We start from the raw sequence: 21,938 nt of genomic DNA on the forward strand, positions 1-21,938 counted from the left end.
AGGTAGAGTCATAACAGTCTACGCTTATCTAAGCTAAATCGCTTTACGCCGATATCTGAAAGGCAGGCCAGTCTACCCCAAAATCTCCCGATTAGGTTAAATGACCCCGTATAACGACTTCACGATCTTCAGGGACTTCATTATAGGAAAGTACAAATAGTTCACGAGAGAAAGAGCGTGCGTAGCGGGCGAGCAATGGGCGCAAAGCTGGAGGAACGATCAATACCGGGGGTAGATTTTCTGCTTTCATCTGTTGAGTCATTAAAGGCATATTGGTTTGCAGCTGAGACAGTAAATGCGGATCCAGTGGGATATTATCCAACTCTTTATTCCCCGCAGCTTGTTGTGCTCGCAGTAAAAGGTTCTCAAGTTCATCGCTCAGCGTAAATACGGCAAACTGAGAACGATTTTTATTGATCTCTTGCACAATGTGTCGGCGTAAGGCATAGCGAACATCCGCGGCCAACAGCAGTGGGTCTTTAGTCACTTGGTGGCCGATTAATAGCGCGGTCGCGATAGTGACAATATCTTTTAAACTGACACCGTCTAATAAAAGATACCGATAAATTCGTAGCTGTTGTGTGTAGGTCAGTGCATGATTTAAATCGTCGCTGAGACGCGGGGCTTGGGCCGCTAAACGTTTATGTAAATGGGTAATATCGTCATACTGAAAAAGATCGGGCAGATAGAGCTTGGCGATCTTATTAACATGAGTGGCAATCACACTGGCACAATCGACCACTTGGTAGCCAAAACGTAAGGCTTGGCTTTTTTGAGACGGATCGATCCAAATTGCGGACATCCCATACGCGGGATCTGTACCCAAAATCCCGTCAAGTTCGCCATAAATTTCGTTACTGGCGAGTGCCATTAATTTATCAGCATAAACTTCACCTACCGCTGCCTGGATCCCTTGAACCAGAATACTGTACTGTGTCGGTTTTAAACGAAAATTCTCGCGTACTTGGATCTCGGGCAGGAGAACACCACTATTTTCAGAGAGGATTTGACGCACACCGGTGATACGTTGTGACAGCAAACCACCCTGTTGTTGGTCAATAAGGTTGACTAACTTGTAACCTAAGTTGAGGCCCAGAGGCTCGGTCAGCGTCAGACCTTCCCATTCTAGTGGAGGAGGCTGGTTATCAAGTTGATGTTCGATAATATCCGAAGTCATACCTGTTGCGGCGACAATACGTTTCGACTGACGCCAGCCAGTAAACGCCAGCAATAAGGTGAAGCTCAGAAAGGCGATATGGGGCATTCCCGGAACCAGCGCCATCGCGAGCATAATCCCGGCTACGGTGTAGAGCACCGTGGGTTGTGCAAGCAGTTGCTCTCGAACTTCGTGGCGAATATCCTGCCCATCACTGACTCGGGTGACAATAATCGCCGCCGCTGTCGATAGCAGTAGTGAAGGGAGCTGTGCCACTAAGCCATCACCAATGGTCAGTAACACATATTGTTGGAACGCTTGGCTGGCATCAAGATGATACTTCGCCATTCCAATCGCGATGCCTCCGACCATATTAATAACTAAGATCAACATTCCGGCAATCGCATCGCCGCGCACAAACTTTGAAGCGCCATCCATCGAACCATAGAAATCGGCTTCTCGAGTGACCTCCGCGCGTCTTGCCCGGGCTTGTGTTTGAGTAATCGCCCCTGCATTCAGCTCCGCATCGATAGCCATTTGTTTTCCTGGCATAGCATCGAGCGTAAAGCGTGCCGAGACTTCAGAAATCCGTTCAGCCCCCTTGGTAATTACGACGAAATTGACAATCATCAGAATAATAAAGACGACCAATCCGACCACAAAGTCACCACCAATAACCACTTGGCCGAATGCCTCGATCACTTTACCGGCTGCGCCTTCGCCTTCGTGACCGTGCAATAAGACGACCCGTGTGGAGGCAACGTTTAATGAGAGTCGCAGCAAAGTAGTAATCAGTAGCAGTGTTGGAAAAATACTGAAATCGAGTGGACGTTGAGCATTAACCGACACCAGCAGGATTAAAATAGCCAGCACGATATTAAAGGTAAACAGACAATCGAGAACCAGTGGATTCAAGGGTAAAATGACCATTGATAAGACCGATAACACTAAAATCGGTACACCCAATGGAAATGTCTTCCCTAATGGCAACCATTGGGGCAGTTTGAATTTATTCACTAAATTGTCCTTCGGCGGGCAGTGGTAACGTTTGGTTTATACGTGGTTTTTGTAATGACTGATTTTCACGCCAGCGACGTAGTTGCATCACATAGGTGAGAACATGCGCGATAGCTTGATAGAGCTGATGGGGAATCTGCTGATTAACGCGGGTCGAGGCATAAACGGCCCGGGCTAAAGGAGGAAATTCCACGACTTCAATGGCATGTTCTTCCCCGAGTTGTCGAATATAAAGGGCTAAATCGTCAATACCTTTAGCGACAACATAAGGAGCCGAAGCGGCATTGGGATCATACTTAAGCGCCACGGCATAATGTGTCGGATTGGTAATAATAACATTGGCTTGCGGTACCGTTTTTCGTAATTGACCTTGGGCGATTTGCCGTTGTAGCTGCCGTAACCGTCCCTTTATCTGTGGATTTCCCTCAGTATTCTTAAATTCATCTTTAACTTCTTGGCGGCTCATTTTCATTTTGCGTTGAAATTGATAACGGCTTAGTGGCCATTCAATTAATGCAAATCCACACATTAGCAATACAAAATAGCCGAAAAGCGTCGCCGCCAGTTTGAGACTAATGGCCAGTACTATTGGCCAACTCAGGCGCGAAAGAAGCATAATGTCTGCAAGAGAATGTCGAAGCACAACCCCTAGCATCGACAAGATAATCACACTCTTAACCAAGACTTTTGCAAGTTCAATCAGATTGTCGACCGCGACTAATCGGGCGATGCCTGTAAGCGGGTTCAGCCGTTTGATATCAGGAATAAGTTTATGCAGGCTAAATATCCAGCCCCCACTTAATAGGGCGACTAAGCCGGCGACCAAAGGCACCCCACAGAAACTTAGAACAATCATGAGTACCAATTGAAGGGCACTGCCTAGAAGAGATAACAACGCATCGTTGCGATCAGACACCGATAGCTGACTGGGCATGCGTTGGAAGAACTCACCGATCAGATGCCAATACCACGGCGTTAATATCAGTAGTGTGATAAATGCAATCGCCAATGAGGCCGCGGAAGAGAGTTCTTTTGCGCGACCCGCATCGCCTTTTTCTCGGGCTTTTTTAAGTTTAGTGGGGGTCGCTTTTTCGGTTTTATCACTGGCTTGCGACATGAGCCCCCCGTAATAAATCGAATTGGTGAATAATTTGGTTGGTTAAAGATAAGTAGTGTTCTGACAAAGCAGGAATCAGTAGTGCAATACTGATAATGCCTGCCAACGTGGCCAGTGGGAATCCTAAAGAAAACAGATTAAGGCTGGCGGATACCTTATTGAGTAGGCCGAACACTCCTTGAATTAATAGCATTATCACTGTCGAGGGCAGGGCGATAATTACTGCCGCAGAGATAATCCAGCCAAAGCTACTGATTAACACCTGAAAGCTAGGCCAAGAGAGCGCCGATCCGATTGGCCAAAAAATAAACCCCTTGTACAGCACCGTGACCAATAATAAATGGCCATTTGCGGCAAAGAAAATAAGCATCATGGTCAAATTAAAGAGTTGAGCAATCAGTGTATTGCTTGTGCCATTGACCGGATCATTTTGTACGGCCATCGATAAACCCATATTCATCGCAATAATTTGTCCTGCGGTTTGCATCGATGAAAAGGCAAATTGCAATAATTGACCGAAAACCATGCCCCAGATAATTTGTTCAGCCACAAGCCATAGCATGGTTACGGACAGTAATGCAGGCAGCGGCGTTTCTCGGAGTAAGGGAGTAATTAAGGCGGTAAGGACCAGCGAGATCAGCACGCGAATTTTTCGAGAAATAAGCGTGCTTTCTGCCAAGGGGCTGAATTGTAAAAAAGCCAGTATACGTACCCAAGGTAACAAGAAGGTCAGTAGATGACTGTAAAGTGCGGTCACATCAAGCATTGGGCATTATCCGGTTATTGCGCCAGCTTGATGAAATAACAGCTCAGTGAAATCGATCAATTTAACCAGTATCCATTTACCCGCCACGATTAATACGACTAAGGTCACCACCAAACGCGGTAAAAAGCTCAGTGTTTGTTCGTTAATCTGAGTCGCGGCTTGGAAGATACTGACACATAATCCCACCACTAAGCCGGGTAAAATGATCACGGCAGAAATGAGCAACACTAGCTGAATAGCGCTGCCCATTTGGTCGCTAATGCTCTCGAGGGTAAACATCTTAAAATCCCTGAATACTATGGGTCAGCGTACCGGTAATCAGTGACCAACCATCGCAAAGCACAAAAAGCAATAGTTTGAACGGTAGCGAGACGACCATCGGCGATAACATCATCATTCCCATTGCCATCAAAATGCTGGAGACAATCAGGTCGATCACTAAAAAAGGCAAATAGATCATAAAACCAATTTGAAATGCGGTTTTAAGCTCGCTTAACAGATAGGCGGGTGTGATGATGGTCAGATCTTGATCTCGCGGATCGCCACTGACTTTAGCAATCGTCATTATTTGTGCAAGCGCGGTTTTACTGGTCTGCGCGAGCATAAAGTTTTTTAATGGCGTACTGGCACGTTGTAAGGCATCGGTCAGTGAGAGTTGTTGTGCTTGATAAGGCTGAATGGCTTGTTGATTGATTGTCGTCCAGACAGGGCGCATAACCAGTAACGTTAGGCATAAGGCTATACCCGTTAAGACTTTATTCGGCGGAGTTTGTTGAAGGCCTAAGGCTTGGCGTAAGATCGCCAACACGATAATAAAGCGGGTAAAACTGGTCATCATCAGGACCATAATCGGTAATAAACCGAGTAAAGTCATTAAAACTAGGACTTCGATGTTAACGCTGTACTGCTGTGAACCATTGCTTGCCTGTGAGCTAAACAACGGTAATCCCATATCCGCGGCAAAGAGTGGCGAGGAAAAGAGTAGGCCGCCAGCAAGCATTAGCGGTAAGTAACACCCTTTAAAGGTGAGATTCATGGAGTTAAATCGCTCAATGATTGTCCGGTGAATTCAATAATCCGTAAGCCATATTTATCGTTGACCACAACGACTTCTGCTTTACCGAATAGCACACCATTGACTTTCAAATCTAACGGTTCGCCTGCCATCTTATTCAGTTCAATCACTGAACTATTGTCGATGGCTAATAATTCGGCTAATGAGACATTTACCGATGCGACTTCTAGGGTTAAGGTCAACGGAATTCGGTTGAAAAGCTGGCGTTTACGTTGTTCTGCCTTTTGCTGGTCAAGATCTGCGGAGGGTTGCGAATCCATCGGATTCGTTGACAATTCATCCAGCGATATATCGTCCAGAGAAAAAGCCGATGGAGGCGTTGTATTATCGTAGTTCATGCTTTACCTGGTGTAATAATCAATAAATTCTGACAAAACGAGCTGCCCTTGGTGTTCCGAGACTGTTGCATGGAACAGGACTTCATCGCCTAAAGTAACCGGGATGGACTCATTGAGAAAAATCGGCAATACGTCATCAATATTCAATGCCAGTAAACGCTCAAGCGTGGTTTCAACGCTCGCCAACTGTGCTTGCAAGGTAAAAGGAACCCGACGTAGCTGCTGCTCGAGTTGTCCATCAGTGAGGGCTGAGGGAGGAAGTTGTTCGCTCTCTTGACGTAATGCACTGAGAATATGATCGATTAATTGATGATCAAAACGCAGCGTGATCCCACCTTGTGGATAGCCCCGTAATTGGAAAGAGAGTGACCACGCCCAATGGCTATGTTGTTGATTATGAAGCGGCTGTAAAGTAATTGGCAGGCCAATGACTTCCGGCGTTAAGAATATCTTACTGACTTCATCACCCAAGCGTTCTTGCAAACGTAATTCTGTCTGTGTGATCTCTATTGTATTCGGGGAAACAGGACAGTCCGCCACGCCGTAAAAATCATGCAGTAATCTCAGTAACAAGGGGCGTTCGATTTCAAAGGCAATTTTGCCTGCTGAGCAAGCATAAAGCTGGTGGCATTTCTTGTTTTCTTCAAGAGAAAAGGCAATGGTTGCGAGAGCGGTATTTATTCTAAATTTTGTTAAAAAATAACGACTTAATCCGGCATCGAAATTATCGTAATTTTTATTAATGTGTTCAGAGAGTTTATGCCAAGGTTTCCCCAACTGGCTGACGGCGAGGGGCAGCACATTATCATCCGCCTCAATATTAAGTTTTTTGAGTGTTGCTTTCGCCAAAACCATGTTCTGCCCGGTAAACGTATGCCGTATTCGATGATTAATACTGAGCATTTGGTAAGAAATTATTAAGAATATTATGAGATATTGGTTGCGGCTTGCAAGGGTTTTGTTTAAATTTGTATCAGAATATTCTGTAATGGAGATCTAAAAGACATTAAAAATTTTACGTTTTTAGATTTTTATGCTGATTTATATAAACTATAAGAATAATATTCTGTAAAATTACATAATAATGCGATTCTCATTTCAGTTTTGTTTATTAATAGAACAAAAAAGTCCCCCTACTGTTATGAAGTATTAAAAAAATTATCGAAAAATTTACTTAACATTTGGGAAATATCAATGAGTACTTATTCTCCAGGGATAAATACTGCTGATGCTGATGCTGATCTTATTTCATGCGCTGCAAAGAGTATCGAAACACTACGGTTAGCTGAAAAAATAGCCAAGGTGGCGGTGCCAGTCCTGATTTATGGTGAATCAGGAACCGGTAAAGAGTGTATTGCTCGCTATATTCATCGGCAACAATTTGGTTCGTTAAACACTGCGCCCTATATTGGCGTTAACTGTGCGGCTATTCCTGAGAGTTTGTTAGAAGCAACGCTATTCGGTTACGAGAAAGGCGCGTTTACCGGGGCGGTACAGGCTATGCCCGGCAAGTTTGAGCAAGCCAATGGGGGAACCTTGTTGCTGGATGAAATTGGTGACATGTCTCTGTCTCTTCAAGTCAAACTACTAAGAGTGCTGCAAGAACAAGAGGTGGAACGCTTAGGGAGTACCCGCCGTATCAAATTAAATGTCAGAATTATTGCCGCGACCCACCAAGACATTCCCTTGGCCGTGAAAGAGGGACGATTTCGACAGGATCTTTACTACCGTTTAGCCGTTCTCCCTATCACTATTGCTCCACTTCGTGAGCGCCGAGAAGATATTCTACCGTTGGTCGCACATTTTATAGAGAAGTACCGTACCTTTACCTCTTCAACAGTGACAGTTTCTGCCGAAGTACAGCGTGCACTGCTCAGTTATGAGTGGACGGGGAACGTACGAGAGTTGGAGAACAAGGTGCAACGTGGATTGATTCTCTGCCAAGGGGGCGAACTTACTGTAGAGGATCTTGGATTACCTGCTATCGCCTGTTCTCACCCTGACTTAGCGCCCGACGCTGCCAATATTTCCGCAATCAGGGATAAAGGTAAACAGGTCGAACAGCAATATGTGTTGGACGTTCTCAAACAATTTAATGGCAATAAAACACTCACCGCCGAAAAATTGGGAATCACCCCTCGCGCATTACGTTATCGTCTCAGTTCGATGCGTCAATCCGGTTTATGTCGTTAATATTATTCGGTAATTACTATGGATCCTAAAATTTCGTTGTGGGCAAATACGGGCTCGTTGGCGCCGATCAGTCATTCAATACCGGCGATTGATATGCCGGCCACTACGGGTAATGAAAGTTTTCAATCGGTGTTGTCACAAGCCATTGGTGAAGTTAATCATTTGCAGTTGGAAGCCAGCACCCAGCAAAATGCGGTCAATGCCGGTCAAAGCGATGATTTAGCCGGGGCAATGATTGCCAGCCAACAAGCTAACATCAGTTTTACGGCGTTGCTGCAAGTACGTAATAAGTTAAGCAGCGCATTAGACGATATTTTGAATACTCCCCTTTAATATGGAACGATGATGTTTGATTCCCTGAAATCTTGGCTTGTAAAACGTCAATTCTCGATGGAATTACTAAAAAAGCCTTGGGTACTAGCCTTAGCGGGAGCCGTTGTAACCCTGATTATCGTGACCACACTGTGGCACGGACAGGCTAATTATGTTCCGTTGTATGGCGCGCATCAGCGAGTGTCGACTGACGCTGTCACCAGCACGTTAGCTGCTGAACAGATTGATTTTCGTATCAATCCTGAAAATGGCCAAGTCTTGGTGGCGGACAAAGTATTACCACGGGCGAGAATGGTATTAGCGGGTAAAAATATCCAGCCAATAGTCGCACCGGGATTAGAACTGATGGATAAGGATGAGGTACTAGGAGCCAGCCAATATATCCAAAATATCCGTTATCAACGTGGGTTAGAAGGCGAATTAGCACGCAGTATTATGTCGCTAGAAGGGGTTGATGAAGCGAGAGTTCATCTTGGTATTCAGGCAGAAAGCGGTTTTGTGTTATCTAATCAACCGGCAAGCACCGCCTCTGTCCTAGTGACACTGGCTGCGGGAGTACGCCTAACATCGCAACAAGTTCGAGCTATTACGCAGTTAGTGGCGGGGAGTGTACCAGGACTGAATGCTGAGAATATCCATATCGTTGACCAAACGGGGGCTTTATTAAATGAGCGTAGCGAAGATTCACCCGCAGTAACCTCAGATGTCTTACAGGGTATCAGCCAACCTATTCTACAGAACTTAACGCAGTTGCTAGATTCTGCGGTAGGGCAAAAAAATTACCGTGTAACGGTAATGCCTGATATTGATGTTCGACGTATGGAAGAGACTCAAGAGAGCTACCAAGGGGAGCCTAAAGTTCTCGAAGAGCAGTTGAATAGTGATACCAGTGTGCAAGCTCTTGCTTCTGGCGTGCCGGGAACCTTAAGCAATCGTCCGCAAACCTCAGAAGCCACGGATGCCGAAGGACAGAAATCCGATCACCGTTACAGTCAAACGCAGCGTAAATATGCTTACGACCATCAAATTAAGCATATTAACTATCCAACGCAGCAACTGACTCGACTGCAAATTGCCGTAGCTTTAAATAGCGGCACGGATATTGTCGCGAAAATGTCTGACACGCAGTTAGCACAGCTCAAGAGTCTATTAGAAAACGCCGCAGGGGTTGAGGCGAAACGCGGTGATATGCTGACACTGGATAAACTAGCCTTTATCGCGCCACCGACGGTGACACTGCCTACGCTTGCATGGTGGCAGCAGCCTGATATCCAGTTTTGGGCGATATGGGGTGGGGTCGGCGTCTTAGTATTGTTATTCCTGTTCATCATTGTTCGTCCAGCGATCAAAGCGGTCACTGCTCGGAAAACGACATCCTCCGCTGCTGATCATTCACTCAATACAGAGATAAATGCGACAACGCAGAGTGAGAAACATCAGTTTGAAAATGAATCTGATTTACCCCCACGTGCATCAGGTATTGAAGACAAGGTTAGCTACCTACAACAGCTGGCGGCCAACGAAACCGATCGTGTGGCTGAAGTTATCAAACAGTGGATAAATAGTAATGACCGAACCCGCGACAACGTCTAATGTTTCGCTTACGACACGCCAGCGTAACAGTGTCGAGCAAGCTGCCATTCTGTTACTGAGCATTGGAGAAGATGCCGCGTCGCAGGTTATGCAAAAACTGTCTCGCGAGGAAGTGATTGTCCTGAGCGAAACGATGGCGAGGCTGCAAGGAGTTAAAGTATCGCAAGCACATCAGGCCTTGAACCACTTTTTTGATGACTACCGCCAGCAAAGTGGAATTCATGGTGGCTCTCGCGCCTATTTACAAAATATTCTACAAAAATCCCTCGGCCAAGAGATTGCCACCAGTGTGATGAACCATATCTATGGGGATGCCATCCGCTATCGTATGGCGCGATTACAATGGGTCGATACCTCGCAACTCTCGGCCTTGATCAACCAAGAGCATGTACAGCTACAAGCCATTTTTCTTGCCTTTCTACCGCCCGATGTGGCGGCAGAAGTGCTTGCTATGCAATCAATTGATTTACAAGATAAAATTCTATTCAGGATCGCACGCCTCGATGATATTAATCGCGATGTAATTGCCGAGTTAGATCGGTTGATTGATCGGGGTATTTCAACGATCTCCGAACATGGCTCACGCATCACCGGCGCACGACATGCGGCGAATATTATTAACCGCCTTCCTGAGCAGCAGAATCAGCTTTTAGAGCAAATGAAACAGCAGGACGCCTCTTTATTTAAAGCACTCGAAGATCAAATGTATGAGTTCTTTATCTTGAGTCGTCAGAGCGAAGAAACCCTACAACGTCTCTTTGATGAAGTCGCTCTCGAAGACTGGGCAATCGCGTTGAAAGGTGCAGAACCGGTTCTGCGCGACACACTCTTTACCATTATGCCGAAACGACAAGTTGGTCAGCTTGAGCAAATGTCGACGCGACTCGGTCCGGTGCCGATTAGCCGAATTGAGCAAGTCCGACGCGATATTATGACCACCCTTCGCCAGCTAGCGGAAGAGGGGGAGATAACGATCCAAATGTACGCAGAACGCACCGTTGAGTAATGCAAAAGGGATACGATGAGTAAAACACTGACCCCCTACCGTTTTCCGCCGTTATACACCGGGCAAACCGTCGTACCTACGGTCAAGAGCGAATCGCCGCCCCCGGTCGATAGCCAGCAACAGATTGATGAGGCAAAAGCTGACGGGTTTCAACAAGGGTTCGATGAAGGAACGACACGTGGTTTTGAACAGGGCAGGGTGGAGGGCCAACGACAAGGTTTTGAGGCCGGGCGTGCAGAAGGCTTACTTGAATCTCGGCATTTATTTGAACAGGCTACTGCACCCATCGAGGCGATGGTTGCCAAATTGAATGACTTCTACGCTCAAGCCGAACAGCAACAAAATACCGCTACCTTGGCGTTGGTGACGCGCATTGCCGGATTAGTGATCCAACAGGAGATCGCTACACGACCTGAATTATTACTCAGCTGGATTGACGATAAACTCGCCCACGAACAACTGGCCGATACGCCATTTTCTATACGTGTCTCTGACGCTGATTTTCAGGCTCTGCAACAATTAGCTCCTGAAAAAATTATTGAGTGGAAACTTCACGCACACGAACAGTTGGCCCGTGGAGAATGTATCATTGATACAGCACAGCAACATATCGATCTTGGTTGCCAACAACGTCTCGACCACTGTTTATCAACCCTTGAGCAAAGTCTGACCACGCAGGAGAATGTGTCGTGAAAGGCCTTGAGCAGGCTCTAGCTACCCTTGCGGCTGTCCCATTAAGTCAAGATTTCGGAAAATTATGTCGAGTCACTGGACTATTGATGGAGGTCAGTGGATGCCCATTGGCCATTGGTCAACGCTGTGAAGTGGAAGGCATTGATAAAAAAAGAATAATTGCTGAAGTGGTTGGCTTTAATCGCGACTTAACCTACTTAATGCCTTTGCAAAGTCTTGCTGGGCTGCGAAGTGGTGCACGCGTATTACCTTCCAGCCAACGGCCAAATCTCACTATCGGGACTGAATGGTTGGGACGAGTATTGAATGGAGTCGGTGAGCCGATTGATGAACGCGGCCCGGCAGTCGGTAGCGCAGTGCTGCCGCTTCATTTACCACAAATATCCGCCCTGAAACGACGGCCTATTTCCGCGCCATTGGATGTGGGTATCCGCGCGATCAATAGCCTATTAACGTTAGGCCGTGGCCAGCGCGTTGGTTTAATGGCAGGCAGTGGGGTGGGGAAAAGCGTTTTGCTCGCTATGATGGCTCGGGCCACTGACGCCCAAATTGTCGTGGTGGGGTTGATTGGTGAACGTGGGCGAGAAGTGAATGAATTTCTGCGGCATACTTTGGGCGAAGAAGGATTGAAGAAAGCCATTGTGGTCGCGGCTCCCGCTGATGAAAGCCCATTGATGCGTTTAAAAGCGACCGAGCTTTGTCACAGTATTGCCGCTTTTTTTCGTGATCAAGGCTACCACGTTTTATTGATGATCGACTCTTTAACCCGTTATGCGATGGCTCAACGTGAAATAGCGCTATCCCTCGGTGAAGCGCCTGCGACAAAAGGCTATCCGGCATCGGTTTTTTCATTAATTCCTCGTCTCGTAGAAGCCGCGGGTAACAGCGATAGCGAAGGGAGTCTAACCGCTATTTATACTGTACTGGCAGAAGGCGATGATCAACAAGATCCGATTGTGGATGCAGCGCGTGCGGTGTTAGATGGTCATATTGTGTTATCACGATCGTTAGCAGAATTGGGCCATTTCCCGGCTATTGATATTAGTCAGTCTGTCAGCCGCTGCATGAGTCTGGTAACGGATGCTGAACATCGGCAAGCGGCGCGTACCTTAAAGCAGCATTATGGACGCTATCAAGAAATTCAGCCGATGATGGCATTAGGGGGTTACGCTCCGGGAGCCGATCAGGATGTTGACCGTGCCGTGCGACTCGCGCCAGCGATCTTACAGTTTTTACAGCAAGATGAGCAACAACTCAGCCATTTCGACCAGAGTCTCAATGATCTAATGTCCGTGGTAGAGGAGAAAGCATGAGTCATGCCACCCCCCTTCAGCTCAAAGCCCTTGAGCGTTTACGACAACAACGACGACAGCAGTGTCAACGACAGGTCATCGAGCAGCAACAACATGTTCAACAAATGACGCAAAAACTCTCACAACTGCAAAATTTTATTGATACGCCAACACCTACGGTAACCACCGCCCTGGCTTTAGGGAATCAAGAGGCATATACACAAGCATTACGCCATTTATGGCAATGGCAGCAGCAACAGTGTCAACAGGCAGAGCAAGAGTTACAGCAGCGAAAAGCACGCCTTAATGAGAGCCATCTCCAAGAAAAACAGCTGGAGCATTACTGCCTAGCAACAACTCTCTCTGCAGCGAAAACAGATCAACGGCAAGCGCAGAAGCACAGTGATGAGTTAGCGGCTTTACGTTTCAGTCGAAAGGATTAATCTATTCGTGGGGGTGGTAGAGCCAGTCAGCGGTGTCACCCTGTGGCATACACTCGACTAATAGACTGTGCTGCATGTCCAGAAGTTGTTGGTTATAAGCATTGGCCTGCTGACAACGCTGTAACTGTTGAGGTAATTCATACCATATTTTGAGCAGATGCTGTTGAGCAGCTGGAGCAAGCCCTTGCAGGAGTTGCGTCATTCCTTGCTGATCAGCGCTTAAACCAAGCTGTTGTAAACTGACAATACGTTGCTGGGCATGTTGATGGATCTGACGATAATGCTGCATCAATACATCGGTGTGATGTTCAAGGTCCGGTTGAGAAAAACGTAATACAGCTTGGCGTTGTGCAGATAAATGTGCTTCTATCTCGCGAAACTGTTGGTGATCATCCAATAAATCCGCCAGTAATTGTCGGACTATCTCTCCGCGTGTCATTCAGACCTCTGAAAAAAACTTAATATAGAGTCGGCTAATTTTTCCTGATCGAGAGTAATATCCCCGCGACTCAAGGCGGCTTTGACCTCGGCGACCTTATTAAGATCAACATCAGGAAGTTCACTCAAACTTTGGCGCGCTTGCATTAACGTCTGCTCTGTTGAGGACGTTGGGGCTTTTGATTGTGCCGTTTTCTCACTACCCACGCTTTGACTAGGTGGCGTAACGACGGTACTTACGCGCTCATTAGGGGTTGAAGGTGTCAGTTTTATCATAAAAAAATCTCCGTTTATTTCCTACAACGACCAAAATGGCTGAGAAATTAAGGCCTGAAGGTGATTTTTTCTATTGCGTGGATCAATACCTGCTGGCCATTGATGATGGTGCCACTGAGAACGCGACCGCTGCTGCTATTTTTAACGCGAATAGTCGCCCCTTTTCCGCCATTTTGCAGGGCAATACCGCCAGTGGAAAGTTCAAGTCCCTCTTGCTGGATCACTAATGTGATCGGCTGATTACGTGACATCAATCGCGGTGTACTCAGGAAACTCTCCCGTAATGGCTGCCCTTCGGCAACGGAGCGTTTAACGGTCATCTGTAAAGCATCGTTGAGCTGTGTAACCACATCGACTCGCATTCCCGGTTTGAACGTTAGGGGCGCGAATTGAATATCCTCTGCAGTCACTACCGACCCAGGATTGATTGCTCTGGCAGCGATCACCGCGGCTAAGCGCAACTCAACATTCACCTGAGCCCTAACCCTCCATGAAGCGTGGGCGGCATCACATTGTATGAGCAGTGGAAAACGTGTCACTAACGCCGGGGTAAGGGGAGCCGAAAACTGCAATGCCGTACTGCACGGTTGTAAATGTTCAGGTGGGGTAAATAGGGTGATTGTCGGCTGTAAATGGAGCGATTGCCACCCCTGTTCTTTTCCAATCTGTTCGATGTGATTAACGACCCACTGGCTGGCTTGTGTGTCGATAGAAGAAGCCGCCACTGCATGTTGTGTGAAAAACGCGAGTATAGCCCACACAAGATGGTAAAGACCGATACGTCGAAAGCGGAAGTAGGCTTTCCTCTGTGTCAATGACATAAATGTAACCCTATGATAATTAATGTAAAAAATAAAGTTATTTATTGGCATGAAAATTGCTTAAAACATTTAGGGAACAGTTAACAGAGGCTTTTTCGATGAGCATCTCTTTCAGTCGTGCATTAGGTAACAGCGTACAGGCCATCGACTTACGGTTACAACGGGCTGAACTATTAAGCAGTAATTTAGCAAACGTTGATACCCCCAATTACCAAGCCAAAGATATTGACTTCGCGGCTGAAATGCAACGTCAGCAAGGTCAAATGGCTTCTAGCAGCGCGCAGGTACTTTACCGTGTACCACAACAAATTGGCGCGGATGGTAACACGGTGGAGTTGCACAACGAACAAACTGCTTTTGCTAGTAATAGCCAAAGTTTTCAGATGAGTTTGTCTTTTCTTTCAATGCAGTTTGCGAGCTTACAAAAAGCAATTGAAGGGAAGGGGTAATATCGAGGAACCATCATGGGATTTAATGCGATATATCAAATTGCCGGGTCGGCAATGAACGCACAGATGATTCGTTTGAATACGGTTGCCAGTAATTTAGCCAATGCCGACACACCGGCCTCTTCTGCAGACAGTGTCTATCAGGCACGTGTCCCTGTATTCAGTGCTGTGTTCAATCAAGCGGTAAGTGATAGTCCTGCTTCGGCGAGTGTTGCGGTTACCGCTATTCGTCAACAGCCCGGCTCAGTTGCACGTTATGAACCGAACCACCCTTTAGCGGATACGCAAGGCTATGTTTACTATCCGGCTATTAATACTGTCGATCAGATGGCGGATATGATGTCTGCCAGCCGCAGCTTTGAAACCAATGTTGATGTATTGGCTAACGTAAAAAGTATGCAACAAAGTCTACTGCGCTTAGGTGAGACCACGTAATGAATATCAGTAACAGCTCAACAACGTCAGCGAACACTGCGAGTAGTGCTAGCACCACGACCAGCACCAATAGTCAGATCAGTGACATGTTTTTGCAACTATTGGTTGCTCAAATAAAAAACCAAGATCCGACGAACCCCACCGATGGTAAAGAGTATGTCAGCCAGCTGGCACAGCTGAGCCAAGTGCAATCGATGGACAGTATTTCGAGCTTAATGACCAGCACTTCCCGACAAGTCAGCTCCTTACAAAAACAGAGTATCGGCGCTTTAACCGGTCAAAAAGTAATGGTTTCCACGACTACGTTATCTACCGATGGCGAGACAGCGGTGAGTGGGCGGACAACATTGGCTCATGCTGCATCACAGGTCACTCTTACTCTCAAAGACAGCGCAGGAAACAGTTACCCCGTAGCATTAGGCGCCGCGCCTGCAGGGGATGTCAATTTTACCGTCGATCCGAAAACGCTTGGGCTGCCCGCTGGCAGTTACAGCATGAGTGTCACGACCGATAATAACCAAAGTGGGTTATCAACTGAATTGATGGGGACGGTAAAATCGGTACGTTTTCCACTGACGGGCAGTGACCCTATTTTAACTTTACAAGGGATTGGTGACGCTAATTACAGCACCATTACCCAGTTTACGGCGGCTTAGCCTTCGATAACGATTAAGGAAATCAATAATGAGTTTTACTATCGCCATTCGTGGGCTTAATGCGGTCAGTGCCCAGTTAAATACTATCTCAAACAATATTGCTAATGCGGATACGGTGGGCTACAAATCTGGCCGGGAAAATTTCTCCGCGTTGTATGTCAATGGGGCGGGTAATGGTGTTCTTGACCAAGGCACACAACAGAGCCTTGGTACCAATGGTTCGATAGTCAGTGGCGCGAGCAGTTTAGATTTAGCCATCAGTGGCAAAGGTTTTTTTGTTTTACAAGATACAAGCGGCGGCCAAAAGTTTAGTCGTGCTGGATATGTTCAAGTTGATAAAGACGGTTTTTTAGTGAACAACACGGGCTTGAAATATGAAGGCTACCCATCGGGGACGAGCACTGGTGCTGTTGGGCCGATTCAGATCCCACAAACGCAGGATACTGCCACGTTAAGCGGTGTGAATCTTGATGAAAAAGGCACTGTGCAAGCAACGTATACTAACGGTGATACCGTTAATGTCGGGCAAGTGGCGCTGGCCAGCTTCGCTAATATGGACCAGTTGAAACCGGAAGATGGCACCCTATGGCGAGCCACTGAAAGTTCTGGCGCCGCGCAGTTTGGTATCGCGCAAACGGGTATCTTAGGCAGCCTTCATAATGGCTCGCTCGAATCATCGAATGTCGATCTGACGAGTGAATTGGTAAATTTGATGAGTGCACAACGCAATTATCAAGCTAATACCAAAGTCATCAGTACCGACAGCAGCATGTTTACTGCGCTGTTCCAAGCTATCTAATGGATAGATTACTGTATACCGCGCTCAGTGGGGCGAATGTTGCACAGCAACAGCAACAGATCCATGCTAACAATTTGGCTAACGTCAACACCGAAGGGTTTCGTGCAGATCTCGCGTTAGCCCAGCAGCAAGCATTGTCAACGCGCGCGGACGAAACACGCGTTCTCAGTACCGAGCAACCTTCGGGGGTGGACTTGTCGGTGGGCGCTATTCAGTCCACTGGGCGTAACCTTGATGTTGCTATTCAAGGACAAGGCTATTTAACGCTGGTGACGGGGGCTGGTGAAGCCTATACCCGTGATGGGCAATTAACGATTGATCAGCAAGGGCAGATGTATGCACATGGCTATCCAGTTTCTGGCGATAATGGCCCGATTGTGTTGCCCCCTTTTTCCTCAGTCAGTATTGGCGCTGATGGGACGATCTCAATTGTGCCGCAAGAGAGTGGTAATACCACCCTGATTGACGTTGACCGTCTTAAATTAGTGAATCCTTCTGCCGCGAGTTTATCGAAAAATTCACAAGGATTACTGGTCAGTAGTAATCGTAATAATCCAACGGATGAAACGGTTAGCGTGGTATCCGGGCATCTTGAAGGTTCCAACGTTTCGGCGATTGGCGAAATGCTCGCCAGTATGTCAGTCAATCGACAATTTGAAGCACAAATTAAGATGATGAAAACTGCCGATGATTTGGCTTCTGCCGGTAACCAGCTTCTGAGAAATAGTTAAGCGAGATAAACCATGAATCCAGCTCTATGGATAAGTAAAACTGGCTTAAGTGCCCAAGATGCGCGTCTAACGTCGATTTCCAACAACTTAGCCAACGTTAACACTACAGCGTTTAAAAAAGATCGCACATTATTTGCTGATCTGTTTTATCAAAATCAGCGTGCGGCAGGTAGCCCGCTTGATCAGCAAGACACCACACCGACCGGAACACAATACGGTACGGGTGTCAAAATAGTCGGTACACAAAAAGAGTTTAGCGTCGGCAATATCCAAAACACCGGGCAGAAACTGGATGTAGCGATTACCGGTGATGGCTTTTTTCAAGTACAACTCGCCAATGGTGACACCGCCTATACCCGTGCGGGCAATTTTCAGCGCAACCAAGACGGCACCTTGACGACGGCACAAGGTTTACCCCTGCAGCCGCAAATCCAGATACCGGCTAATACCACCGATATTCAAATCGGCAAGGATGGTACTGTACGCGCCACCGTGGCAGGGCAGACTGATGCAGAAGATCTCGGGCAAATCACCTTAGTGAACTTTATTAACCCAGCTGGCCTCTCTGCCCAAGGCGATAATCTCTATCAAGAGACCGTCGCCAGTGGCGAGCCGACAGAAGGGACACCGGGAGAAGATGGTTTAGGCCAGCTTGAGCAAGGCTCGCTAGAAGGCTCTAATGTGCAAGTCGTCGAAGAGATGGTGGATATGATTACAGTTCAGCGTGCCTATGAAATGAATGCCAAAATGGTCTCTGCGGCAGACGATATGTTGAAATTTGTCACGCAAACGCTATAGGAACGAGAATGCGCTACCTATTGATAGTGATTATGGCGATGGTTGTTCTTCTGACTGGGTGCGAAAGTTCTCCCTTCTTAGTAAAAAAAGATGACGAGGCCTATGCCCCCCCCGACGAAGCGTTAGCTCCCGAGCAGACGCGTCACGGTGGTGGTGTGTTTACCTCGGGATTTAATTGGTCGATAACACAAGATCGGCGAGCTTATCGCGTTGGAGATATCCTTACCGTAAAACTTGATGAGGCCACACAAGCCAGTAAGCAAGCGAAAACCGGGTTCGATAAAAAAAATGATACGACCTTTGGTATTCCTAATATTTTCGGTCATTCGGTGAATGGGCTTTCCGCTTCGGTCGATGGAGATCGGACTTTCAACGGTAATGGCAGTTCCCAACAGCAAAATAGCTTAAAGGGATTTATTTCGGTTGCGGTTTATCGGGTACTTGCGAATGGCGTTCTGGTTATTCGCGGCGAAAAGTGGTTAACCCTTAACCAAGGTGATGAATACATCAGAATTACGGGCTTAGTCCGTGCAGACGACATTGATCGTGATAACTCTGTGAATTCACAACGTATTGCGAATGCACGTATCTCCTATGCCGGACGTGGTGCGTTAAGCGATGCCAACAGTGCGGGCTGGCTCACTCGCTTTTTCAACCATCCACTTTTCCCAATGTAAGGGGCGTTCAGTGCGTTTTCGATCCACTTTGTTGATACTCTGCTCGGTACTTTTTTCATCCAGCACATTGGCCGCGCGGCTTGGTGATCTGGTCGATGTGGAAGGGATTCGTGGTAACCAGCTTATTGGCTACAGTTTAGTGGTTGGGCTTGATGGTACGGGCGATAAAAACCAAGTCCGCTTCACCAATCAATCTGTCACCAATATGCTGCGGCAGTTTGGTGTGCAGTTACCGGCTAAAATCGATCCTAAAGTGAAAAATGTCGCAGCGGTAGCGGTGAGTGCTGTTTTACCACCGGGTTATAGCCGGGGCCAAGCGATTGATGTAACGGTCTCTTCTATTGGTGATGCCAAAAGCCTGCGCGGCGGTACGCTACTGTTAGCTCAACTTCGAGGCGCGGATGGTGAGATTTATGCCTTAGCCCAAGGCAGTGTGGTCGTCGGTGGGATGCAAGCGCAAGGCAATAGTGGTTCGAGCATTACCATCAATACGCCCACTGCTGGTTTAATTCCCAATGGTGCAACTGTTGAGCGCGAAATTCCTACTGATTTTCAGAGTAATAATAACGTCTATCTCAATTTACATCGTCCAGAATTTAAAACGGCGAACAATATTGCGACGGCGCTAAATCAAACTTTTGGCTACGGTACGGCTACCGCAGAAAGTGCGACACGTATCGCGGTGAAAGCGCCACTGAGCCCCGGTAGCCGCGTGGCATTTATGTCTGCCTTGGAAGATGTTGATGTGATTCCCGGTAAAATGTCGCCGCGGGTTGTATTCAATTCACGAACCGGTACCGTGGTGATTGGTGAAAATGTGGTCGTACATGCAGCCGCAGTGTCGCACGGTAATTTAACGGTGACTATTCGTGAATCAGCGAATGTTAATCAGCCTGGACCATTAAGTAATGGCCGGACGGCGGTGACGCCACAAAGTGAACTACGCGTGAATCAAGGTAATGGGCATAGTGTTGTCATCCCTACTGCCACGACCCTTCGCAGTATCGTCAATGCATTAAATGGCTTAGGGGCGACGCCTGACGATATTATGTCTATCTTACAAGCCTTACATGAAGCCGGGGCATTGGATGCGGAATTGGTGGTGATATGAAAACCTTATTAACCGGCACTCTAGTCACGAGCGATACGCTATTACCCGGTGATATTGGCGACCAGAAAAAACCGCACTCGTTGTCTCAAGCTGCGGAACAGTTTGAAAACCAATTTTTACGGCAAATGATTAAAGCAATGCGCCAAGCGACAGATGCTTTAGTACAGGACTCGCCGCTAGACAGTAAGCAGCAGGGGCTTTGGCGTGATTTTTATGATGATCAGCTCAGTGCTGATCTGGCTGCGACCCACTCCACCGGGCTTGCAGAAATGATTGTTAAACAACTTTCTCCTGCTACCCCCCCTTCAGAAACGGGGCATGGCGGTCGTTCTTTATCAACAGAACGACAGACAACGGATAAAGATTGATGATGAATCTCTTCACGATAGCGGCCCAAGGCGCACAAGCGGCTCAGAACCAACTTTCAGTCAGTGCGAGTAATATTGCTAACCAACAAACGGCAGGCTACTCGCGTCAGCAAATCAGCCAAAGTGCTTCGGTGGTTTCCTCGGTCGGGAATGGGGTGAAGACCAGTGATCCGAGCCGGATCACCGACCAAACGATGAATCAGGCGCTTTGGCGTACGGAAAGTTCGGTGGGTTACTATCAGTCATTAAACAGTTGGGGTACCTCGCTGGAGAAAGTGATCGCTTCAAGCAGTACGCAGCCATCCACCCTATTAACGGGTTTTTTTAATGCATTAAGCGCATTAACCAGTCAGCCTGATGCGACGGCTTACCGCCAACAACTGATCAGCAGCGCCACGACGTTAGCCAGTGGATTGACGCAAACCAGTCAGACCTTAGTTGACCAAGGGGCGAGCATCACTGAGCAACAGACAGCCACGACTGAGCAAGTGAATCAATTGTCATCGCAAATTGCTGATCTCAATCAGCAGATTGAACGTCTGGGCGCTGGCGCGCAAAGTAATAGCTTACAAGACCAACGTGACCAGCAAGTCAAAACGCTCAGTGGCTTGGTCAATCTGTCGGTCGAAAAGACCGAGGCGGGGAGTTACACCTTATCAGTACAAGGAGCGACACTGGTTAAGGGAAAACAGGCAGCGGTCGTGACCTCGGTGAACGATCCTCAGGCAGGGTGGCAACTTAACGTCACGATGGATCAGACCTCGACGACTGTAGCCGATAATGTCGGCGGGCAGTTAGGCGGATTATATGACTACCAGCAACAAGTTCTCTCGCCACTGCAAAAACAGGTAACAGGACTAATGCAGTCGCTAAATGATCAAGTTAATAGCACCTTAGCTAAAGGCTATGACTCGCAAGGTAACAGTGGCGCGCCACTGTTTAGGTTATCGGCCGCTAATGGCGGAGGCTCAGTGCTGAGTACCACCTCGCTGACGCCGTCGGAACTAGGACTCTCGCTAGAGAAGTCGGCCACGGCCAACGGCGATAATTTAACTGCGCTGCTCGCATTACAGTCAGCGACAAGCAGTGATAATGCAGTCAGCTTAAAAGATCAAGCGAGCGCAATAACTAGCCAGTTAGCGACCACTAATAGCCAAAATAGTAACCAGCTTTCTGTCGTGACCGCAGTTAACCAACAGTGGCAACAGCAGCGTGATAACTTTAGCGCTGTAAATAAAGACGAAGAAGCGGTTAACTTACAAACCTATCTGCAAGCCTATCAAGCCAATATGAAGGTAATGTCGGTGGGAAATCAGCTATTCACCGAATTACTGAATATTTTTAGCTAACTGAGGTA

Annotated in this window: 27 protein-coding genes; 17 read left to right on the forward strand and 10 right to left on the reverse strand. The window is 47.3% G+C overall.

Going from position 1 to position 21,938, the window contains the following annotated elements; genetic code table 11:
* Positions 1–91 precede the first annotated feature (91 nt).
* The 7 genes from HGT73_RS09155 to HGT73_RS09185 are packed head-to-tail and all read right to left on the reverse strand — an operon-like array spanning position 92 to position 6,324.
* Positions 92–2,173, reverse strand: a complete 2,082-nt coding sequence (locus tag HGT73_RS09155; RefSeq protein ID WP_214213955.1) for a flagellar biosynthesis protein FlhA — start codon at positions 2,171–2,173, stop codon at positions 92–94.
* Entirely contained in the window at positions 2,166–3,290 is a 1,125-nt protein-coding gene (gene flhB, locus HGT73_RS09160) for a flagellar biosynthesis protein FlhB (RefSeq protein WP_214213957.1), read from the reverse strand. The genes HGT73_RS09155 and flhB overlap by 8 nt, the downstream gene beginning before the upstream one ends.
* Positions 3,274–4,056, reverse strand: a complete 783-nt coding sequence (locus HGT73_RS09165) for a flagellar biosynthetic protein FliR (RefSeq protein ID WP_214213959.1) — start codon at positions 4,054–4,056, stop codon at positions 3,274–3,276. The genes flhB and HGT73_RS09165 overlap by 17 nt, the downstream gene beginning before the upstream one ends.
* A 6-nt stretch (positions 4,057–4,062) precedes the next feature.
* Positions 4,063–4,335, reverse strand: a complete 273-nt coding sequence (fliQ, locus tag HGT73_RS09170; protein ID WP_214213967.1) for a flagellar biosynthesis protein FliQ — start codon at positions 4,333–4,335, stop codon at positions 4,063–4,065.
* 1 nt (position 4,336) lies between these two features.
* Positions 4,337–5,092: a flagellar type III secretion system pore protein FliP gene (fliP, locus tag HGT73_RS09175; protein WP_214213977.1), complete on the reverse strand. Its 756-nt coding sequence runs from the start codon at positions 5,090–5,092 to the stop codon at positions 4,337–4,339.
* Positions 5,089–5,469, reverse strand: a complete 381-nt coding sequence (locus HGT73_RS14935) for a FliM/FliN family flagellar motor switch protein (RefSeq protein WP_276516237.1) — start codon at positions 5,467–5,469, stop codon at positions 5,089–5,091. The genes fliP and HGT73_RS14935 overlap by 4 nt, the downstream gene beginning before the upstream one ends.
* Positions 5,470–5,472: 3 nt before the next feature.
* Positions 5,473–6,324 carry a FliM/FliN family flagellar motor switch protein gene (locus HGT73_RS09185; protein ID WP_214213979.1) on the reverse strand — a complete coding sequence of 284 codons (852 nt, stop codon included), beginning with the start codon at positions 6,322–6,324 and terminating at the stop codon, positions 5,473–5,475.
* A gap of 339 nt (positions 6,325–6,663) precedes the next feature.
* Between HGT73_RS09185 and HGT73_RS09190 the strand changes: the two genes are divergently transcribed.
* Genes HGT73_RS09190 through HGT73_RS09220 form a run of 7 tightly spaced genes read left to right on the forward strand, consistent with a single transcriptional unit; the run spans position 6,664 to position 13,022 of the window.
* Positions 6,664–7,662, forward strand: a complete 999-nt coding sequence (locus tag HGT73_RS09190) for a sigma-54 interaction domain-containing protein (RefSeq protein WP_214213981.1) — start codon at positions 6,664–6,666, stop codon at positions 7,660–7,662.
* 18 nt (positions 7,663–7,680) lie between these two features.
* The gene (gene fliE / locus HGT73_RS09195; protein ID WP_214213988.1) at positions 7,681–7,995 is read left to right on the forward strand and encodes a flagellar hook-basal body complex protein FliE; all 315 of its coding nucleotides are present in this window, start codon (positions 7,681–7,683) and stop codon (positions 7,993–7,995) included.
* Positions 7,996–8,004: 9 nt separating this feature from the next.
* A complete protein-coding gene (fliF, locus tag HGT73_RS09200) occupies positions 8,005–9,588 on the forward strand; it encodes a flagellar basal-body MS-ring/collar protein FliF (protein ID WP_214213990.1) in 1,584 nt (527 codons plus the stop codon).
* Positions 9,563–10,594, forward strand: a complete 1,032-nt coding sequence (locus tag HGT73_RS09205) for a FliG C-terminal domain-containing protein (protein ID WP_214213992.1) — start codon at positions 9,563–9,565, stop codon at positions 10,592–10,594. Before fliF ends, HGT73_RS09205 begins: the two co-directional genes overlap by 26 nt.
* Positions 10,595–10,609: 15 nt before the next feature.
* Positions 10,610–11,287, forward strand: coding sequence for a FliH/SctL family protein (locus HGT73_RS09210; protein ID WP_214213994.1), 678 nt, complete (start codon positions 10,610–10,612; stop codon positions 11,285–11,287).
* Complete coding sequence (locus HGT73_RS09215) at positions 11,284–12,600, forward strand: FliI/YscN family ATPase (RefSeq protein WP_214213996.1); 1,317 nt, start codon at positions 11,284–11,286, stop codon at positions 12,598–12,600. Before HGT73_RS09210 ends, HGT73_RS09215 begins: the two co-directional genes overlap by 4 nt.
* Entirely contained in the window at positions 12,597–13,022 is a 426-nt protein-coding gene (locus HGT73_RS09220; RefSeq protein WP_214213998.1) for a flagellar FliJ family protein, read from the forward strand. The genes HGT73_RS09215 and HGT73_RS09220 overlap by 4 nt, the downstream gene beginning before the upstream one ends.
* Before the next feature lies 1 nt (position 13,023).
* Here the strand turns inward: HGT73_RS09220 and flgN are convergent, their stop codons facing one another.
* From flgN to flgA, 3 genes are read right to left on the reverse strand one after another with little or no spacing between them, the layout of a single operon-like run.
* Complete coding sequence (flgN, locus tag HGT73_RS09225) at positions 13,024–13,461, reverse strand: flagellar export chaperone FlgN (protein ID WP_214214000.1); 438 nt, start codon at positions 13,459–13,461, stop codon at positions 13,024–13,026.
* Positions 13,458–13,736 (reverse strand): flagellar biosynthesis anti-sigma factor FlgM, encoded by a 279-nt coding sequence (flgM, locus tag HGT73_RS09230; protein WP_214214002.1) that lies wholly within the window; start codon positions 13,734–13,736, stop codon positions 13,458–13,460. The genes flgN and flgM overlap by 4 nt, the downstream gene beginning before the upstream one ends.
* 47 nt (positions 13,737–13,783) lie before the next feature.
* Positions 13,784–14,557: a flagellar basal body P-ring formation chaperone FlgA gene (flgA, locus tag HGT73_RS09235; protein WP_214214004.1), complete on the reverse strand. Its 774-nt coding sequence runs from the start codon at positions 14,555–14,557 to the stop codon at positions 13,784–13,786.
* A gap of 98 nt (positions 14,558–14,655) precedes the next feature.
* On the opposite strand from flgA, the gene HGT73_RS09240 reads away from it, so the two are divergent.
* The 10 genes from HGT73_RS09240 to flgK are packed head-to-tail and all read left to right on the forward strand — an operon-like array spanning position 14,656 to position 21,930.
* Positions 14,656–15,006 (forward strand): flagellar basal body protein, encoded by a 351-nt coding sequence (locus tag HGT73_RS09240; RefSeq protein WP_214214006.1) that lies wholly within the window; start codon positions 14,656–14,658, stop codon positions 15,004–15,006.
* 15 nt (positions 15,007–15,021) lie between these two features.
* Positions 15,022–15,441 carry a flagellar basal body rod protein FlgC gene (gene flgC, locus HGT73_RS09245; protein WP_214214009.1) on the forward strand — a complete coding sequence of 140 codons (420 nt, stop codon included), beginning with the start codon at positions 15,022–15,024 and terminating at the stop codon, positions 15,439–15,441.
* Positions 15,441–16,097, forward strand: a complete 657-nt coding sequence (locus HGT73_RS09250) for a flagellar hook capping FlgD N-terminal domain-containing protein (RefSeq protein ID WP_214214010.1) — start codon at positions 15,441–15,443, stop codon at positions 16,095–16,097. The genes flgC and HGT73_RS09250 overlap by 1 nt, the downstream gene beginning before the upstream one ends.
* A gap of 28 nt (positions 16,098–16,125) precedes the next feature.
* Complete coding sequence (locus HGT73_RS09255) at positions 16,126–16,896, forward strand: flagellar hook basal-body protein (RefSeq protein ID WP_214214013.1); 771 nt, start codon at positions 16,126–16,128, stop codon at positions 16,894–16,896.
* Positions 16,896–17,627 (forward strand): flagellar basal-body rod protein FlgF, encoded by a 732-nt coding sequence (flgF, locus tag HGT73_RS09260; RefSeq protein WP_214214015.1) that lies wholly within the window; start codon positions 16,896–16,898, stop codon positions 17,625–17,627. Before HGT73_RS09255 ends, flgF begins: the two co-directional genes overlap by 1 nt.
* A gap of 12 nt (positions 17,628–17,639) precedes the next feature.
* Positions 17,640–18,425 (forward strand): flagellar basal-body rod protein FlgG, encoded by a 786-nt coding sequence (flgG, locus tag HGT73_RS09265; RefSeq protein ID WP_214214017.1) that lies wholly within the window; start codon positions 17,640–17,642, stop codon positions 18,423–18,425.
* 8 nt (positions 18,426–18,433) lie between these two features.
* Positions 18,434–19,102 carry a flagellar basal body L-ring protein FlgH gene (gene flgH, locus HGT73_RS09270; protein WP_214214019.1) on the forward strand — a complete coding sequence of 223 codons (669 nt, stop codon included), beginning with the start codon at positions 18,434–18,436 and terminating at the stop codon, positions 19,100–19,102.
* Positions 19,044–20,213, forward strand: coding sequence for a flagellar basal body P-ring protein FlgI (locus HGT73_RS09275; protein WP_214214026.1), 1,170 nt, complete (start codon positions 19,044–19,046; stop codon positions 20,211–20,213). The genes flgH and HGT73_RS09275 overlap by 59 nt, the downstream gene beginning before the upstream one ends.
* Positions 20,210–20,581, forward strand: coding sequence for a rod-binding protein (locus HGT73_RS09280; RefSeq protein ID WP_214214028.1), 372 nt, complete (start codon positions 20,210–20,212; stop codon positions 20,579–20,581). The genes HGT73_RS09275 and HGT73_RS09280 overlap by 4 nt, the downstream gene beginning before the upstream one ends.
* On the forward strand, positions 20,581–21,930 hold the full coding sequence (flgK, locus tag HGT73_RS09285) for a flagellar hook-associated protein FlgK (protein ID WP_214214030.1): 1,350 nt from the start codon (positions 20,581–20,583) through the stop codon (positions 21,928–21,930). The genes HGT73_RS09280 and flgK overlap by 1 nt, the downstream gene beginning before the upstream one ends.
* Positions 21,931–21,938 lie beyond the last annotated feature (8 nt).

The organism is Rosenbergiella australiborealis, assembly GCF_018494035.1.
Classification (GTDB): domain Bacteria; phylum Pseudomonadota; class Gammaproteobacteria; order Enterobacterales; family Enterobacteriaceae; genus Rosenbergiella; species Rosenbergiella australiborealis.